The 15,302-nt window shown below is 56.6% G+C and carries 15 protein-coding genes and 2 other RNA genes; 9 read left to right on the top strand and 8 right to left on the bottom strand.

The features are described from left to right. Nucleotides 1–49 precede the first annotated feature (49 nt). The 3 genes from AB3U87_RS15760 (at nt 50) to AB3U87_RS15750 (ending at nt 835) form a co-directional block, all read left to right on the top strand. Nucleotides 50–174, top strand: a non-coding RNA gene (locus tag AB3U87_RS15760) — RtT sRNA. A gap of 31 nt (nt 175–205) precedes the next feature. Further along, nucleotides 206–330, top strand: a non-coding RNA gene (locus AB3U87_RS15755) — RtT sRNA. A gap of 154 nt (nt 331–484) precedes the next feature. Then, nucleotides 485–835 carry a FlxA-like family protein gene (locus tag AB3U87_RS15750; RefSeq protein ID WP_253459500.1) on the top strand — a complete coding sequence of 117 codons (351 nt, stop codon included), beginning with the start codon at nt 485–487 and terminating at the stop codon, nt 833–835. Here the strand turns inward: AB3U87_RS15750 and AB3U87_RS15745 are convergent. Then, the gene (locus AB3U87_RS15745) at nt 832–1,752 is read right to left on the bottom strand and encodes a LysR family transcriptional regulator (protein WP_301251982.1); all 921 of its coding nucleotides are present in this window, start codon (nt 1,750–1,752) and stop codon (nt 832–834) included. The genes AB3U87_RS15750 and AB3U87_RS15745 overlap by 4 nt on opposite strands. A 95-nt stretch (nt 1,753–1,847) precedes the next feature. Here AB3U87_RS15745 and AB3U87_RS15740 point away from each other — a divergent pair, with 95 nt between their 5' ends. Next, nucleotides 1,848–2,864 carry a bile acid:sodium symporter family protein gene (locus AB3U87_RS15740; RefSeq protein WP_253459494.1) on the top strand — a complete coding sequence of 339 codons (1,017 nt, stop codon included), beginning with the start codon at nt 1,848–1,850 and terminating at the stop codon, nt 2,862–2,864. A 32-nt stretch (nt 2,865–2,896) separates the two neighbouring features. Here AB3U87_RS15740 and AB3U87_RS15735 read toward each other — a convergent pair whose 3' ends face one another. The 3 genes from AB3U87_RS15735 to zipA form a co-directional block, all read right to left on the bottom strand. Next, nucleotides 2,897–3,112 carry a DUF3820 family protein gene (locus AB3U87_RS15735; RefSeq protein ID WP_125289609.1) on the bottom strand — a complete coding sequence of 72 codons (216 nt, stop codon included), beginning with the start codon at nt 3,110–3,112 and terminating at the stop codon, nt 2,897–2,899. Next, the gene (ligA, locus tag AB3U87_RS15730; protein WP_301251984.1) at nt 3,113–5,131 is read right to left on the bottom strand and encodes an NAD-dependent DNA ligase LigA; all 2,019 of its coding nucleotides are present in this window, start codon (nt 5,129–5,131) and stop codon (nt 3,113–3,115) included. Between the two features lie 73 nt (nt 5,132–5,204). After that, entirely contained in the window at nt 5,205–6,233 is a 1,029-nt protein-coding gene (zipA, locus tag AB3U87_RS15725; RefSeq protein ID WP_253459487.1) for a cell division protein ZipA, read from the bottom strand. Nucleotides 6,234–6,452: 219 nt separating this feature from the next. Between zipA and cysZ the strand changes: the two genes are divergently transcribed. From cysZ to crr, 5 genes are all read left to right on the top strand, one after another. Further along, nucleotides 6,453–7,214, top strand: coding sequence for a sulfate transporter CysZ (gene cysZ / locus AB3U87_RS15720; RefSeq protein ID WP_253459484.1), 762 nt, complete (start codon nt 6,453–6,455; stop codon nt 7,212–7,214). A 128-nt stretch (nt 7,215–7,342) separates the two neighbouring features. Next, nucleotides 7,343–8,311: a cysteine synthase A gene (cysK, locus tag AB3U87_RS15715; RefSeq protein ID WP_301251988.1), complete on the top strand. Its 969-nt coding sequence runs from the start codon at nt 7,343–7,345 to the stop codon at nt 8,309–8,311. A gap of 390 nt (nt 8,312–8,701) precedes the next feature. Further along, nucleotides 8,702–8,959, top strand: coding sequence for a phosphocarrier protein Hpr (gene ptsH, locus AB3U87_RS15710; RefSeq protein ID WP_125289603.1), 258 nt, complete (start codon nt 8,702–8,704; stop codon nt 8,957–8,959). A 185-nt stretch (nt 8,960–9,144) separates the two neighbouring features. Further along, the gene (ptsI, locus tag AB3U87_RS15705) at nt 9,145–10,872 is read left to right on the top strand and encodes a phosphoenolpyruvate-protein phosphotransferase PtsI (protein ID WP_253459478.1); all 1,728 of its coding nucleotides are present in this window, start codon (nt 9,145–9,147) and stop codon (nt 10,870–10,872) included. Between the two features lie 43 nt (nt 10,873–10,915). After that, entirely contained in the window at nt 10,916–11,419 is a 504-nt protein-coding gene (crr, locus tag AB3U87_RS15700) for a PTS glucose transporter subunit IIA (protein WP_125289601.1), read from the top strand. 48 nt (nt 11,420–11,467) lie between these two features. Here crr and AB3U87_RS15695 read toward each other — a convergent pair whose 3' ends face one another. The 4 genes from AB3U87_RS15695 to cysM all read right to left on the bottom strand — a co-directional run bounded on the left by AB3U87_RS15695 (nt 11,468) and on the right by cysM (nt 15,294). Next, nucleotides 11,468–12,151: a GntR family transcriptional regulator gene (locus tag AB3U87_RS15695; protein WP_253459474.1), complete on the bottom strand. Its 684-nt coding sequence runs from the start codon at nt 12,149–12,151 to the stop codon at nt 11,468–11,470. 57 nt (nt 12,152–12,208) lie between these two features. Continuing rightward, nucleotides 12,209–13,558, bottom strand: coding sequence for an ATP-binding protein (locus AB3U87_RS15690; RefSeq protein ID WP_370734356.1), 1,350 nt, complete (start codon nt 13,556–13,558; stop codon nt 12,209–12,211). Further along, a complete protein-coding gene (locus AB3U87_RS15685; protein ID WP_253459466.1) occupies nt 13,555–14,235 on the bottom strand; it encodes a response regulator transcription factor in 681 nt (226 codons plus the stop codon). The genes AB3U87_RS15690 and AB3U87_RS15685 overlap by 4 nt, the downstream gene beginning before the upstream one ends. Before the next feature lie 168 nt (nt 14,236–14,403). Beyond that, entirely contained in the window at nt 14,404–15,294 is an 891-nt protein-coding gene (gene cysM, locus AB3U87_RS15680) for a cysteine synthase CysM (protein WP_394149658.1), read from the bottom strand. Between the last annotated feature and the right edge of the window lie 8 nt (nt 15,295–15,302).

Raw genomic sequence — 15,302 nt, 5'->3', positions numbered from 1 at the left:
ATCCTGCACGACCCACCAATGTAGAAAGGCGCCCTAAAGGCGCCTTTTTGCCGTTTGTAATTCGGGCGGGGTTCGAACCTGCCGCAGGTCGAGTCGACCAAAGGGAGACAGCGTTGCCAAAGGCAACGACCCGAAGGGCGAGGCTTCAGCCGAGTCATCCTGCACGACCCACCAATGTAGAAAGGCGCCCTAAAGGCGCCTTTTTGCCGTTTGTAATTCGGGCGGGGTTCGAACCTGCCGCAGGTCGAGTCGACCAAAGGGAGACAGCGTTGCCAAAGGCAACGACCCGAAGGGCGAGGCTTCAGCCGAGTCATCCTGCACGACCCACCAATGTAGAAAGGCGCCCTAAAGGCGCCTTTTTGCCGTGCGTAATTCGGGTCTTAGCCCCCTTTCGAATTCTTATCACTTCTTTTACGCTTTTTGTAGTCAAGTCTCCCGTGGTGCTTACCGATAACCGTAGTGGTTAAATACAAAGGAGATAGCGATGACCACAATTACAACCAGTACCAACACTTCGATCGGTTCCGGCAGTTCATCGGCCGGCTCGACGTCCAAAATTGCTGCGTTGAACAAGCAGGTAGTCAACCTGCAAAACCAGCTAAAATCGCTGGCGACGGATACCACCCTCACCAATGAGCAGAAAACGGAGCAGGAACAGGTTATCAATAGTCAGATCCAGCTGCTACAGGCACAAATTACTCAGCTGGAGCAGCAGCAGGCGCAGAAAGCGCAGGATAAAAAGGAAGCACAGCAGGATCCGGCCTCGGCCTACAGCAAAGTAGCCGACGGCGTAAACCGGCCAACCGCAGCTAATTCGCTCAACGTTTATATCTAAAACGCTGGCGCAAGCGCGCGTTGCTGCGTCAGCAGGGCAGCCTGCTGGCGCACTTCCTGCCAGATAGCTTCCGCCGCGGGCGACAGCGAGCGGTTCTTGCGTCTGACCAGCATAATCGAGCGATTGATTTCCGGCGTTATTCTTCTTACCAGCAGCGGCCTCCCCTGCGGCAGCGGCAGCGCAAGCGCCGGCAAAATGCTGATGCCTATTCCCGCTTCCACCATCGGGTAAAGCGTCGCCGGATGCCCTATCTCCTGCACGATTTCCACTTTTACCTGTTGCTGGCGCAGCGCCTCGTCGATTAATACCCGACTACCTGATGAATAGTCCTGTAGCACCAACAGCCGTCGGTTCAGCATTTGCCAGCTAATTTCTTTCTCTGCAGCGAGCGGATCGTCCTGACGACAGAGCAGCAGAAAGGGTTCTTCCAGAATCGCTTCGCCCTCCAGATCGTCTACCTGGAGCGGCCCTATCACGATCCCGAAATCCACTTCCGCGTTGCGGATGCTTTGCAGTACCCACTGCTGTGGCCTGTCGCGAAGCATGATTTTAATTTCAGGAAAATGCAGCTGGCTGGCGGCCAGGCACTGCGGCATCAGATGCGCGGAGATGGTCTGGCTGGCGGCGATCCTGACCGTGCCGCTGCGCTGCTGACCGTAGCTGCGCACGTCCAGCAGCGTGGTATTCAGCTCTTCCAACAGGCGCTCCAGGCGGCTGGCCAGCTGGACGCCAGCTTCGGTCAGCATCACTTCACGCGTTGTACGGTCCAGCAGACGGATACCCATCTCGCTTTCCAGCTCTTTGACGCTGTGGCTGACGGCCGACTGGCTCAGCCCTATCATCTGGCCCGCCTGGCTGAAGCTCCTCTGCTGCGCGACGGCGACAAACACCCGCAGCTGCCTGAGCGTATAATTCATCGATTTAACTCATATATGAATTCAATAAATCAATTTTATTTCTAAACCCTGCTGACGCACAATAGCGACATTGATTTATTAACGAGGCATTAACAATGCGGTTTCTCCGGCTCGATCCCATGATGGTTAAACTGATTATTACCGTACTGCTGGCAACGTTCCTGCCCGCGCGCGGCCACTTTGTGACTTTCTTTGAGTGGCTGACCACGGCCGCTATCGCCCTGCTGTTTTTTATGCACGGCGCCAAGCTGTCGCGCGAAAAAATCATTGCCGGCGGCGGCCACTGGCGGTTGCATTTATGGGTAATGATCAGCACCTTCGTGCTGTTTCCTTTGCTCGGCCTGCTGTTTGTCTGGTGGCATCCGCTCCCGGTTAGCGCAGAAATCTATACCGGCTTCCTCTACCTTTGTATTTTGCCCGCGACCGTGCAGTCGGCGATTGCGCTTACTTCGCTGGCTGGCGGCAACGTGGCGGCTGCGGTGTGCAGCGCGTCGGCTTCCAGCCTGCTGGGCGTGTTTATCTCTCCGCTGCTGGTCGGGCTGGTGATGAACGTGCATAACGATGCCGCCAACGGTAGCCTGACGCAGATAGGCAGCATTATGCTGCAGCTGCTGGTGCCTTTTATTCTGGGGCATATCTCGCGTCGCTGGATTGCAGAGTGGGTCGAAAAACATCGCGGGCTGATTGGTAAAACGGATCAGGCTTCTATTCTGCTGGTAGTCTATTCCGCCTTTAGCGAAGCGGTGGTAAACGGCATCTGGCACCGCGTCGGCGCGATGACCCTGCTCTATATCCTGATCGGCAGCCTCGGCATTCTGTTTGTGGCGCTGGCCATTAATCTGCTGGCCGCGCGTCTGTTTGGCTTTAACCGGGCGGATGAAATTACCATTCTGTTTTGCGGATCGAAAAAGAGCCTGGCGAACGGTGTGCCGATGGCAAATATCCTGTTTCCTTCTGCTGCGGTCGGCATCATCGTGCTGCCGCTGATGATTTTCCATCAGGTGCAGCTGATGGTCTGCTCTATGCTGGCGCAACGCTATAAAAAGGCAGGAGAAAAACAGGTGGAAAAGCAGGTATCGAAAGCTAAAACGGTGGTGGAATCGCAGAAATAGCCGCAGCGGGGGAAGCGACTTCCCCCGTTATTTCAGCTTTTTTTAAGTGGTTTAAGCAGGCCTTCCAGGCCTTCAATCTTTATTGCCAGCGTAAGACGCATTAACTCGCCCAGATGACCTGCCGGAAACTCGTCCTTACGCGCAAACCACAGCAGATAAGGCTCCGGCAAATCGATCAGGAAACGCCCTTTATATTTTCCAAAGGGCATTTCGGTATTGGCAATCTCAATCAGGTGCTCTTTTTCCATTTATTCACCCAGCAGTCGAATCATCTCCGCTTCGTCGATCACCTTAATTCCCAGCTCCTGCGCCCTGGTCAGCTTGGAGCCTGCTGCTTCCCCGGCAATCACCAGATCGGTTTTTTTCGAGACGCTGCCGCTGACTTTAGCGCCCAGTGCGGCCAGGCGATCTTTGGCCTCATCGCGCGAAAGCTGCGTCAGCGACCCGGTCAGCACCACGGTTTTGCCGGCGAAAGGACTGTCGATCTCCTCCGCTTTGACTACCGCAACCGCTGGCCAGTGAATACCGGCCTCTTCCACCAGCTGGCGGATAACCTCGCGGTTGCTCTCCTCGTCCATGAAATTTCGCACATGGGCAGCCACTACCTTACCGACATCCTGCACGCCGATCAACGCGTCCAGATCGGCGCTGATGATGCTTTCCAGCGAGCCAAAATGCGCGGCGAGGTTGGCTGCCGTCGCCTCGCCCACCTCCGTAATGCCCAGCGCATAAAGGAAACGGGCCAGCGTGGTTTGCTTCGATTTTTCCAGCGCGTCCACCACGTTCTGTGCAGACTTCGGCCCCATGCGATCCAGGCCGGTGAGCTTGCCCGCGGTCAGCTTATACAGGTCGGCAGGCGTTTTGACGTACTCTTTTTCCACCAGCTGGTCGATGATTTTATCGCCCATGCCGTCCACGTCCATCGCACGGCGGGAAACGAAATGTTTTAACGCGCCTTTGCGCTGCGCGCCGCAAATCAGGCCGCCGGTACAGCGCGCCACCACTTCGCCTTCTACACGCTCCACGTCCGAGCCGCAAACCGGGCAGTGCGTAGGAAACTCTACCGCTCTGGCATCTGCCGGACGATCGGCCTCGATCACGCCGACTACCTGCGGGATAACGTCACCCGCGCGGCGGATCACCACCCGATCGCCGATACGCAAGCCCAGACGGTCTATCTCATCAGCATTGTGCAGCGTGGCGTTGCTGACCATCACGCCCGCGACCTGTACGGGCTCCAGCCTGGCGACCGGGGTAATCGCGCCCGTCCGGCCAACCTGGAATTCAACGTCGCGCACGTGCGTCATCTGCTCCTGGGCCGGGAATTTAAACGCTATCGCCCAGCGCGGCGCGCGCGCCACGAAGCCCAGCTGCTCCTGGAGATCCAGCGAGTCCACTTTTATCACCACGCCGTCAATATCGAAGCCCAGCGTGGCGCGATCCTCTTCCACCTTGCGATAGAAAGCCAGCACCTCTTCCGGCGTGTGGCAGAGGCGCACACGGTCGCTGACCGGCAGCCCCCAAGCCTTAAACTGTTGCAGGCGGCCCAGGTGGCTGCGCGGCATTTCACCGCCTTCCAACAGCCCCAGCCCGTAGCAGAAAAACGTTAGCGGACGCTTAGCGGTAATACGCGGGTCGAGCTGGCGCAGCGACCCGGCCGCAGCATTACGCGGGTTGGCGAAAACTTTGCTGCCGGTACGCCGCGCTTCTTCGTTCAGCGCCTCGAAACCTGCCTGCGGCATAAAAACCTCACCGCGTACTTCAACGCGTGCCGGGATATTGTCACCGTGCAGCCGCAGCGGTATAGCGCGGATGGTGCGCACGTTAGAGGTGATGTTCTCGCCGGTGGTGCCGTCGCCGCGCGTTGCCGCCCGCACCAGCAGCCCGTTCTCATACAGCAGGCTGACGGCCAGGCCGTCCAGCTTTAGCTCACAGCAGAAAGTGATTTCATCAACGCTTTTTAGCCTGTCCTGCACGCGTTTGTTAAAGGCAAGGTAACTTTCATCATCAAAAGCATTGTCCAGCGACAGCATCGGGATTTCATGACGCACCTGCTCAAACGCGCTCAGCGGCGCGGCGCCTACGCGCTGGGTCGGCGAATCGGGCGTCACCAGATCGGGATGCGCCGCTTCCAGCTTGCGCAATTCGCCCATCAGGCGATCGTATTCGGCGTCCGGCACTACCGGTTCATCAAGGACGTGATACTGGTATTCGTAATGGCGAAGCGTGGTTTGCAGAGCGATGATTTTGTCTTGTACGGATTCCATAGCGGCACCATAGCGATAAAAAACCCCCGGCTGGCGGGGGTCTTGTGTACAGAGAGGAAGGCGTGCCGGTAACTCAGGCGTTCGCCTCAATAACGTCACGAATGCGGTTTTTATAGGTTTCCAGCTTTTGCGGCGTCATCATCCGGCGCTCGTCATCCAGCACCACGCCGCCAACGTCGTCAGCGATGCGCTGGGCGGACTGCAACATCAGCTTAAAGTTCTGATTCGCATCGCCATAGGAAGGCACCATCATAAAGATAGAGACGCCGGGCGTAGAAAAATCTGACATTTCATCAGGATTAAACGAGCCGGGCTTGACCATATTCGCCAGGCTAAACAGCACCGGGCCGCTGCCCGCCGGGCTGAGATGACGATGGAAAATGTTCATTTCGCCAAACTGGAAACCGGCCTGCAGCACGCCCTGCAGGAGCGCCTCGCCGTTCAGTACGCCGCCGGCATGGGCGCTAACGTGCAGCACCAGTACCGTTTCTTTAGGTTTTTCCTGCGGTGCGACCGGGCGCTCAGGCTGCGGCGCGGGTTCCGGTTCCGGCTCGACGAAGGTCGGTTCAGACTGTACCGGCTGCGGCCGTGCCGGAGCAGGCTGAACAGACGGGGACGGCTGCGGCTGTACCGGAGCAGACTCAACCGGCTGAGGCCGTGCCGGAGCAGACTGAACCGGCTGCGGCGCTTCCGGCTGCCTGCGGCTTACCGGAACGGAAGGTTCGTCATCGGCTTCCTGCGGCAAATCGCCGCCGAAGAGCGGATCCAGCTCGGGAGACTCATCAACCGGATGCTGATGGCGAACAGGTTCTGGCTGAGCGCGCGGTTTTACCGGGCGCGGCGGCGCCTGCTCGTCAAAGCTGCCGACTACCGGCTCATCTTCTTCTGCTTTACGCGGACGCGGGCTTTTGCCGCGAGCACTGCCCGCGTCATCATCGACGTCGTCAAAAGCCTCTTCTCTATCCTGTTTTAAACGTTTGTGAGGACGATCGCGAAAAACGGATGAGCGCTCTTTACGGCTGGTCCAGAAGCCGTGAAGCAGAAGCGCTATTATAGCGATCGCGCCAACAACGATTAATATCAGACGCAAATCCTGCATCATTGTATTCTCTGTTGTTCCAATACCTTGCCACCGCGGCAAACTTTATCCCCTAACTGTATTTGCCCCGCTGCACAAGTGCAAGTCCGTGCAGTATTTTCTGACAAATAAGCGTGAAACGACACGGTTATTTGCTGTTTTTTCGCGCAAATCTCTTCTGCTCAGCGCAAACGGCTGAGTTATGATAGCCGCGCACGGCTTGTTAACTTAAGGAAAGCAGACATGGCTCTTCACCGTACCGGCGCTTCCGGCAATGGGATCCACTATTTTGCCCAAGGCTGGCAGCTGATCCGACTGCCCGGCATTCGCCGCTTTGTTATTGTGCCTTTGGCGCTTAATTTTTTATTGATGGGTGGCGCGTTTATCTGGCTGTTCTTCAGGCTGGAGCAGTGGCTTCCCGCTTTAATGTCTCATGTGCCCGACTGGCTGCACTGGCTCAACTATCTGCTGTGGCCGCTGACGGTTATTTTTGTGCTGCTGGTATTCAGCTATTTCTTTTCGACCGTGGCCAACTGGATAGCCGCGCCCTTTTGCGGGCTGTTAGCCGAACAGCTGGAGGCTAAACTCACCGGAAAACCGATGCCGGACAGCGGCTGGGCGGGCATGGTGAAGGATATTCCGCGCATTATGAAGCGCGAATGGCAAAAGCTGGCATGGTATCTGCCGCGCGCGCTCGTTCTGCTACTGCTCTATTTTATCCCCGGATTTGGGCAAACGGTCGCGCCTGTTCTCTGGTTTTTATTCAGCGCCTGGATGCTCTCGATTCAGTACTGCGATTATCCGTTTGATAACCATAAGGTCAGTTTTCGGCAGATGCGTACATCGCTAAAACGGCATAAAACGGATGTGATGCAGTTCGGCGCGCTGGTGAGTTTATTTACCATGGTGCCGATACTGAATCTGGCGATTATGCCGGTAGCCGTTTGCGGCGCGACCGCCATGTGGGTCGATCGCTATCGCGGCGCGCTGGGGCAGGTAAAATAAGGCTTATGCTTTTTGCTTCACCCTTATTGCCGCAGAACATATATATATACTATTTCTTTACTTCCTTGAAAAATTGAACCGGGTATGCTTGATGCAGTTCCCATTTTTCATACAGTTAAGGACGGGTTATGAGTAAGATCTATGAAGACAATTCGTTAACAATCGGCCATACGCCTCTGGTTCGCCTGAACCGGATTGGTAACGGACGCATTCTGGCTAAAGTCGAATCCCGTAACCCGAGCTTCAGCGTGAAATGCCGCATCGGCGCCAACATGATCTGGGACGCCGAGAAAAGAGGCATTCTGAAACCTGGCGTCGAACTGGTTGAGCCAACCAGCGGCAACACCGGCATCGCGCTGGCCTACGTGGCCGCCGCGCGCGGCTACAAGCTGACGCTGACCATGCCGGAAACCATGAGCGTGGAGCGCCGCAAGCTGCTGAAGGCGCTGGGTGCGAATTTGATCCTGACGGAAGGCGCTAAGGGCATGAAGGGCGCGATTGCCAAAGCGGAAGAAATCGTCGCCGGCGATCCGGACAAATTTGTGCTGCTACAGCAGTTCAGCAACCCGGCTAACCCGGAAATTCATGAAAAAACCACCGGCCCGGAAATCTGGGAAGATACTGACGGCGAAGTCGACGTCTTTATCGCCGGCGTGGGCACGGGCGGCACGCTGACTGGCGTCAGCCGCTATATCAAAAATACCAAAGGCAAAAAGGATCTGATCGCCGTCGCGGTAGAGCCGTCGGATTCGCCGGTCATCGCCCAGGCGCTGGCTGGTGAAGAGATCAAGCCTGGCCCGCATAAAATTCAGGGTATCGGTGCCGGCTTTATCCCTGGCAACCTGGATTTGGATCTGGTCGATCGTGTGGTGGCTATCACCAACGAAGAGTCTATCTCTACGGCGCGCCGTCTGATGGAAGAAGAAGGCATTCTGGCCGGGATCTCCTCTGGCGCTGCGGTTGCCGCTGCCCTCAAGCTGCAGGAAGATGAAGCTTTTGCCAATAAAACTATCGTGGTGATCCTGCCCTCTTCCGGCGAGCGCTACTTAAGTACGGCGCTGTTTGCCGATCTCTTTACCGAGAAAGAATTACAGTAGCGATTGCGGTTGCCTGAAACTGTCTGAAAAAGCACCCGCCAGGGTGCTTTTTTGTGGAGCACGTCAAACTTTTGCCACTTTCCACATTGCTTTTACCTGCGGGTGTCTGGTATCTAAGCAACCAATTATTTCGAACCTCAAAATTAATCGCTGCGTGAATTGCCTGTAGCTGAATCGATTTACCGGTTTGGCGCGAAAGCAGAAAGCACGGCATAATGAAGAGGAAGAAAGCGCAGCCGGTGTGCCATGTTATCCGCGCGCTATCTGTCATATTTCGGCGCATTTCTGGCACGTTGTTAAACACGGACCTGCGCGAGACATTCAGGCCAAAGCGGCGCCGCCAGGCTAAGCTTTGGAATAACGCCAAATAAATTAAGTTGGGGAAACAACATGTTCCAGCAAGAAGTCACCATTACCGCGCCTAACGGTCTACACACTCGCCCTGCCGCTCAGTTTGTTAAAGAAGCCAAGGCTTTCGTTTCTGAAATCACCGTGACCTCTAACGGCAAATCCGCCAGCGCCAAAAGCCTGTTTAAACTGCAGACGCTGGGCCTGACTCAGGGCACCGTCGTGACGCTTTCCGCCGAAGGCGAAGACGAGCAGAAAGCCGTTGAGCACCTGGTCAAACTGATGGCCGAACTCGAATAAGCGTCAGCTTTTTCTACGCGACAGGCACTTTATTGCAACATAATTGATCGCGGACAGCATGTCCGCGTTGTTGTTTTAATACAGTGGAGCGCCTGTCAGATGCGGGTGGCCGCCGGGTTTCTCGCCGGTGCCGGGTTCGCCGCAGTTTCTCGCTCGCGATTATCAGTAATTAAAAAGGTAGGGTTATGATTTCAGGCATTTTAGCATCACCGGGTATCGCTTTTGGCAAAGCGCTTCTGCTGAAAGAAGATGAAATAGTCATCAACCGGAAAAAAATTACTACCGACCAGGTTGAGCAGGAAGTTCAGCGTTTTCTCGATGGTCGCAGCAAGGCTGCCGCGCAGCTTGAGGCGATCAAAACCAAAGCCGGGGAGACCTTCGGCGAAGAGAAAGAGGCCATCTTTGAAGGCCACATCATGCTGCTGGAAGATGAAGAGCTTGAGCAGGAAATCATAGCCCTGATTAAAGACGAGCTGGCCTCAGCCGACTCGGCCGCCCACTCCGTGATTGAAGGCCAGGCGAAAGCGCTGGAAGAACTGGACGACGAGTACCTGAAAGAGCGCGCCGCCGACGTGCGCGACATCGGTAAACGTCTGCTGCAAAACATTCTCGGCCTGCATATCGTCGATCTCAGCGCCATTGCCGAAGAAGTGCTGCTGGTTGCCAAAGATCTGACGCCGTCTGAAACCGCGCAGCTGAACCTGAACAAAGTGCTTGGGTTTATTACCGACCTGGGCGGCCGTACTTCCCACACCTCCATCATGGCACGCTCGCTGGAGCTGCCGGCCATCGTCGGCACGGGCGACGTAACCAGCCAGGTGAAGAATGGCGATTATCTGATTCTGGACGGCGTGAACAACCAGGTTTACGTTAATCCAACGCCGGAGCAGATCGACGAACTGAAAGCTATCCACACTCAGTACGTGACGGAAAAGAACGATCTGGCCAAGCTGAAAGATCTGCCTGCGGTAACGCTTGACGGTCATCAGGTTGAAGTCTGCGCCAACATCGGCACCGTGCGCGATGTAGCTGGCGCGGAGCGTAACGGCGCGGAAGGCGTGGGCCTCTACCGTACCGAATTCCTGTTTATGGATCGCGACTCGCTGCCGAGCGAAGAAGAGCAGTTCCAGGCCTACAAAGCCGTGGCGGAAGCGATGGGTTCGCAGGCCGTTATCGTACGCACGATGGACATCGGCGGCGATAAAGATCTGCCCTATATGAACCTGCCAAAAGAAGACAACCCGTTCCTCGGCTGGCGCGCCATCCGTATTGCGATGGATCGCCCGGAAATCCTGCACGCCCAGCTGCGCGCCATCCTGCGCGCTTCCGCTTTCGGCAAGCTGCGCATTATGTTCCCGATGATCATTTCCGTTGAGGAAGTGCGCACGCTGAAGGCCGAGCTGGAAACGCTGAAGGCGCAGCTGCGTGAAGAAGGCAAAGCCTTTGACGAGCAGATTGAGGTCGGCATTATGGTGGAAACGCCAGCTTCAGCCGCAATCGCGCATCATCTGGCTAAAGAAGTCGATTTCTTCAGTATCGGCACCAACGACCTGACGCAGTACACGCTGGCGGTCGATCGCGGTAACGATCTGATTTCGCATTTGTACAACCCAATGACCCCTTCCGTGCTGACGCTGATCAAGCAAGTTATTGACGCATCTCATGCTGAAGGGAAATGGACAGGGATGTGTGGTGAGCTGGCAGGCGATGAACGTGCTACACTACTGTTACTGGGAATGGGGCTGGACGAATTCAGCATGAGTGCCATTTCTATCCCGCGCATCAAAAAAATTATTCGTAATACGAATTTTGAAGATGCTAAGGCGTTAGCAGAACAGGCTCTGGCTCAACCGACAGCGGAAGAGTTGATGAACCTGGTCAACAAGTTCATTGAAGAAAAAACACTCTGCTGAGATCCAGAAGCGCTGGCCAAATATTACTGCTTAGGAGAAGATCATGGGTTTGTTTTCAAAACTTTTTGGCGATAAGTCAGATACCGCATCTGGTGCCATTGAGATCGTGGCACCGCTGTCCGGCGAAATCGTAAACATTGAAGACGTGCCGGACGTGGTATTTGCGGAGAAAATTGTTGGCGACGGTATCGCAATCAAACCTGCCGGCAACAAAATGGTGGCGCCTGTTGACGGCACCATCGGTAAAATCTTCGAAACCAATCATGCATTTTCCATTGAATCGGACAGCGGCATTGAGCTGTTCGTTCACTTCGGGATTGATACCGTTGAACTGAAGGGTGAAGGGTTTAAGCGTATCGCTGAAGAAGGCCAGAAAGTGAAGAAAGGTGACGTGATCATCGAATTCGATCTGCCTTTGCTGGAAGAAAAAGCGAAATCTACGCTGACGCCGGTGGTGATCTCTAATATGGACGAGATCAAAGAGCTGGTTAAGTTGACGGGTAGCGTTACCGTGGGCGAAACACCGGTGATCCGCATCAAAAAGTAAGCCGTGCCTGTCTGAAAGGTCGCCTGAGCAATCAGGCGGCCTTTTTTTTCAGGCTAACGCATCGCGCAGGCTGGGCACTTCTTCTATCTCATCCAGCGACAGCTGTAGCTCAAGTTCATGCATATGATGATGCATCAACTGCTGTGCGCGGTGGTTGTCACCCGCCTGCAGCGCAGCGACTATCGAGCTGTGCTGTTCGCAGTGGCTGGCCGGATCCTCATTGCGCTGGTAGAGCGCGACAATCAGCGAGCTGCGTACGGTAAGATTGGTAAGAATTTCGCTGAGCACGCGGTTATCGCTGATTTCCGCCAGCAAAAGATGGAACTGCGACAGCTGCCGTACAATTTCCAGGCGGTTATTGCTGGCAATTGCCTCTTTCTCCGCCTGTCGCTGCGCGATCAGCTCAGTCTGATAGCGCTGCATCTGCTGCGTGGTGATACCGGCTATAATGGCGTTCTCTACCGCTCGCCGGGCGGTAAAGACTTCCCGGGCTTCGCGCGCTTCCGGTTTGGCGACCATCGCGCCGCGATGCGGTTCAATGGTGACGATATGCTGCATCGCCAGACGCTGTAGCGCGCTCTGCACGTGATTGCGGTTGGCCACCAGCACCTCGACAATCTGGGCTTCGATTAACCGTGTGCCCGGCTTAAGCCGATGCTGCGCAATGGCGTTGGAGATGGCATCCACAATCCGCTGCACTTCCTGTTGCTTACTGGACGACGCTTTATTCATCCTTTACCTCATAAATGCGAATAAAAGGTGTCGGACAATGATAGCACCCTCGTTAAGCTAAGCCACCCAGTGCGGTAGCTTCAGCGTCAGTTCCAGCCCGCCGTTTTTACCGTTCACCGCGCTGACCTCGCCCTGATGCGCCAGGATCACCTTACGCACAATTGATAGCCCCAGGCCGTAGCCTTTGCCGGATAGCGGCGAATTCACGCGCACAAAGGGATCGAAAATGCTGGAAAGCTTGTCCGCATCCACGCCGGGGCCCTGGTCGCTGACGCCGATGGTGAGCCAGCCGCTGTCCTGCTGTAGCGAGATCCTGACATGCTGCCCCTGCCCGGAAAAACGCAGCGCGTTACGCACCACGTTTTCCACTGCGGAACGGATCAGCTTGGCGTCGCCTTTAACCGTGTAGTCGCCGTTCTGGTCCGCATTCAGCATGATTTCCACGCCGGAACCCTGAGCCTCGTAGCGCGCATCGTTGGCGACCGCCTCCAGCAGCCCAAGCAGATCGAAATACTGCTCGTCCGGCAGGCTTTGATGCTCGGCGCGCGACAGCGTCAGCAGCTCGCCGATCATCTTATCCAGCCGCCGCGCCTCTTCGTCGATCCTGTCGAGCGATTGCCCTACCGACTCCGGCGTTTGCCGCGCCAGCCCGGTCGCCAGCTGAAGACGCGCCAGCGGCGAGCGCAGCTCGTGAGAAACATCGTGCAGCAGCTCCTCGCGCGCCTTAACCAGCACGGAAAGGCGTTCAACCATGGCGTCAAAATCCTGCGCCACCACCGACAGCTCGTCATGCCGCCGACGCATTTTGGGAAACAGCCGCACGGAGAGATCGCCTTTGGAGACGCGATCGAAACCTTCTCGCAGCTGACGCATAGGTCGGGTCAGGTTCCACGCCAGAAACAGGCTGAACAGCAGCCCGCCGCCGCCCGCCATAAACAGCATGGGTTCAGGAATATTCAGAAAGCTGCGGTGGCCACCGGCCATATGGCTGTCTTCGCGCAGCCCCTGCACGTCGTAGCGCAGCTGATACTGTTGACCATCGGCACCGGTCACCCATTCGATCACTTCTTTCGGGAACTCGCCGGGCCGCAAATCGCGGTTAAGGTCGCCGTGCGGTAGCTCCTGCGGCGGCTTTTTCATCACCTGTACCGAGAAGAAGCGGCGATCGTTGGCGGACCAGTCCGCCATCATATCGTTGAGCGCATCCATGCCGCCGCGCTGCAATACCGAGACGGCCGAGGTCATCTGCAAATTAACGATGCGCCGGGCCGCCAGGTTTTCCGGCGGTTCGTGGTGCCGGCCATACAGGGAAAAGCTCAGCCACAGCAGCTGGCTCATAATCAGAAACGTCAGCCAGAAACCCAGCAGGATCTTCCAGAAGAGCAGCCCACGAAAGCCCGCCGTCATCGGATGCGATAGCCGATGCTGCGAACGGTTTCGATGGTGATGGCGTCACAGGTTAAAGCGGAAAGCTTCTGGCGGATATTGCTGATATGCACGTCCACGCTGCGATCGTAGGCTTCGCGAGGACGACCCAGCCCCTTTTCCGACAGCTCATCTTTAGAAACCACGCGATCGGGCGAGCGCAGCAGCAGATCCAGCAGATTAAATTCCGAAGCGGTGAGATCGAACGGCTGCTTCTGCCATTCGCTGATGCGCGTGGCCGGGTTTAGCGTCAGCTCGCCCCAGCTGACCACTTCACGGCTTTCCACCACCACCGGCTGTTCTTCAACGCGGCGCAGCACGGCGCGCAGCCTGGCGACCAGCTCGCGCGGATAGCAAGGTTTAGGCATATAGTCATCGGCACCCATTTCCAGGCCGATGACGCGATCGATATTGTCACCCTTCGCCGTCAGCATGATGACCGGCAGGCGGCTACTCTGCCGCACCTGACGCAGCACATCAATGCCGCTCATATCCGGCAGCATGATGTCCAGGATCATTGCGCTATAGCCGCCCGACATCGCCCCTTCAATCCCCGCTTTGCCGCTCAGTACCAGCGTGGCGTCAAATCCTTCGGCAATCAGATACTGGCTGAGCATGGTGCCCAGCTCCAGATCGTCATCAACCAGTAAAATTTTCATGCGTTATCTCTCTCCAGGCCAGGCGCTATTTTCACCTGTTGCTCAAACAATAGCAGCAGGTTTTACCCAATCCTTACAGTGTAACGGCATGAGCACAAATTGAGCGGCCCGAAAGCGTGGGCCTGCCAGGAGGGAGATCGGGCTGGCGTATGCACGCCGATAGAGGGATCAGTCTGGTGACGAATGCACGCCGGTAGAGAGGTACCTGTCGCCACGATCGCAGACGATAGCGACAATAACGCTGCCGGGCTGCTCTTGCGCAATACGCAGCGCGCCGGCCACCGCCCCGCCGGAACTGACGCCGCAGAAAATGCCTTCACGGCGCGCCAGCAGGCGCATGGTTTCCTCCGCCTCCTGCTGGGTCATATCCAGGATACGGTCGATCAGCTCCGGTCGATAGATGGCGGGAAGATAGGCCTGCGGCCAGCGGCGAATGCCGGGAATGCTGTTGCCTTCGGCGGGCTGTAATCCCACGATAGCTACCGTTCCGCTCTGCTCTTTCAGATAGCGTCCCACGCCGGTGATGGTGCCGGTAGTGCCCATACTGGAAACAAAGTGCGTCAGCCTTCCTGCGCTTTGCTGCCAGATTTCCGGGCCGGTGGTAACGTAGTGGCCCAGCGGGTTATCAGGATTGTTAAACTGATCGAGCACTTTGCCCTCTCCGCGCGCTTCCATATCGCGGGCCAAATCGCGCGCGCCCTCCATGCCCAGCTCGCGGCTTACCAGCAGTAGCTCCGCGCCGTAGGCCCGCATCGCCGCCTGACGTTCCATGCTCATGTTATCGGGCATCAGCAGCTTGATACGGTAGCCTTTCATCGCGGCGATCATCGCCAGCGCGATGCCCGTATTGCCGCTGGTCGCTTCGATCAGCATATCGCCGGGCCGGATTTCGCCACGCCGCTCCGCCTGCTGGATCATCGACAGCGCGGCGCGATCTTTGACCGAGCCGCCGGGGTTATTGCCCTCAAGCTTCAGCCAGATTTCGCTGCCGTTGTCTGGCGTCAGCCGCTGAAGCTTGATCAATGGCGTGTTGCCGATGGTGTGTTCGAGCGTGGTCAAGTGATGGT

The organism is Erwinia plantamica, assembly GCF_043420595.1.
Taxonomy (GTDB): Bacteria; Pseudomonadota; Gammaproteobacteria; order Enterobacterales; family Enterobacteriaceae; genus Erwinia; species Erwinia aeris.
Note: the sequence above shows the minus strand (reverse complement) of the source record. Positions and strands in the feature narration are given on the sequence as shown.

What these genes read in the sequence shown, in the direction of transcription:
- AB3U87_RS15750 (WP_253459500.1), top strand. Translation starts at nt 485, where the DNA reads ATGACCACAATTACAACCAGTACCAACACTTCGATCGGTTCCGGCAGT.
- AB3U87_RS15745 (WP_301251982.1), bottom strand. Translation starts at nt 1,752, where the DNA reads ATGAATTATACGCTCAGGCAGCTGCGGGTGTTTGTCGCCGTCGCGCAG.
- AB3U87_RS15740 (WP_253459494.1), top strand. Translation starts at nt 1,848, where the DNA reads ATGCGGTTTCTCCGGCTCGATCCCATGATGGTTAAACTGATTATTACC.
- AB3U87_RS15735 (WP_125289609.1), bottom strand. Translation starts at nt 3,112, where the DNA reads ATGGAAAAAGAGCACCTGATTGAGATTGCCAATACCGAAATGCCCTTT.
- ligA (WP_301251984.1), bottom strand. Translation starts at nt 5,131, where the DNA reads ATGGAATCCGTACAAGACAAAATCATCGCTCTGCAAACCACGCTTCGC.
- zipA (WP_253459487.1), bottom strand. Translation starts at nt 6,233, where the DNA reads ATGATGCAGGATTTGCGTCTGATATTAATCGTTGTTGGCGCGATCGCT.
- cysZ (WP_253459484.1), top strand. Translation starts at nt 6,453, where the DNA reads ATGGCTCTTCACCGTACCGGCGCTTCCGGCAATGGGATCCACTATTTT.
- cysK (WP_301251988.1), top strand. Translation starts at nt 7,343, where the DNA reads ATGAGTAAGATCTATGAAGACAATTCGTTAACAATCGGCCATACGCCT.
- ptsH (WP_125289603.1), top strand. Translation starts at nt 8,702, where the DNA reads ATGTTCCAGCAAGAAGTCACCATTACCGCGCCTAACGGTCTACACACT.
- ptsI (WP_253459478.1), top strand. Translation starts at nt 9,145, where the DNA reads ATGATTTCAGGCATTTTAGCATCACCGGGTATCGCTTTTGGCAAAGCG.
- crr (WP_125289601.1), top strand. Translation starts at nt 10,916, where the DNA reads ATGGGTTTGTTTTCAAAACTTTTTGGCGATAAGTCAGATACCGCATCT.
- AB3U87_RS15695 (WP_253459474.1), bottom strand. Translation starts at nt 12,151, where the DNA reads ATGAATAAAGCGTCGTCCAGTAAGCAACAGGAAGTGCAGCGGATTGTG.
- AB3U87_RS15690 (WP_370734356.1), bottom strand. Translation starts at nt 13,558, where the DNA reads ATGACGGCGGGCTTTCGTGGGCTGCTCTTCTGGAAGATCCTGCTGGGT.
- AB3U87_RS15685 (WP_253459466.1), bottom strand. Translation starts at nt 14,235, where the DNA reads ATGAAAATTTTACTGGTTGATGACGATCTGGAGCTGGGCACCATGCTC.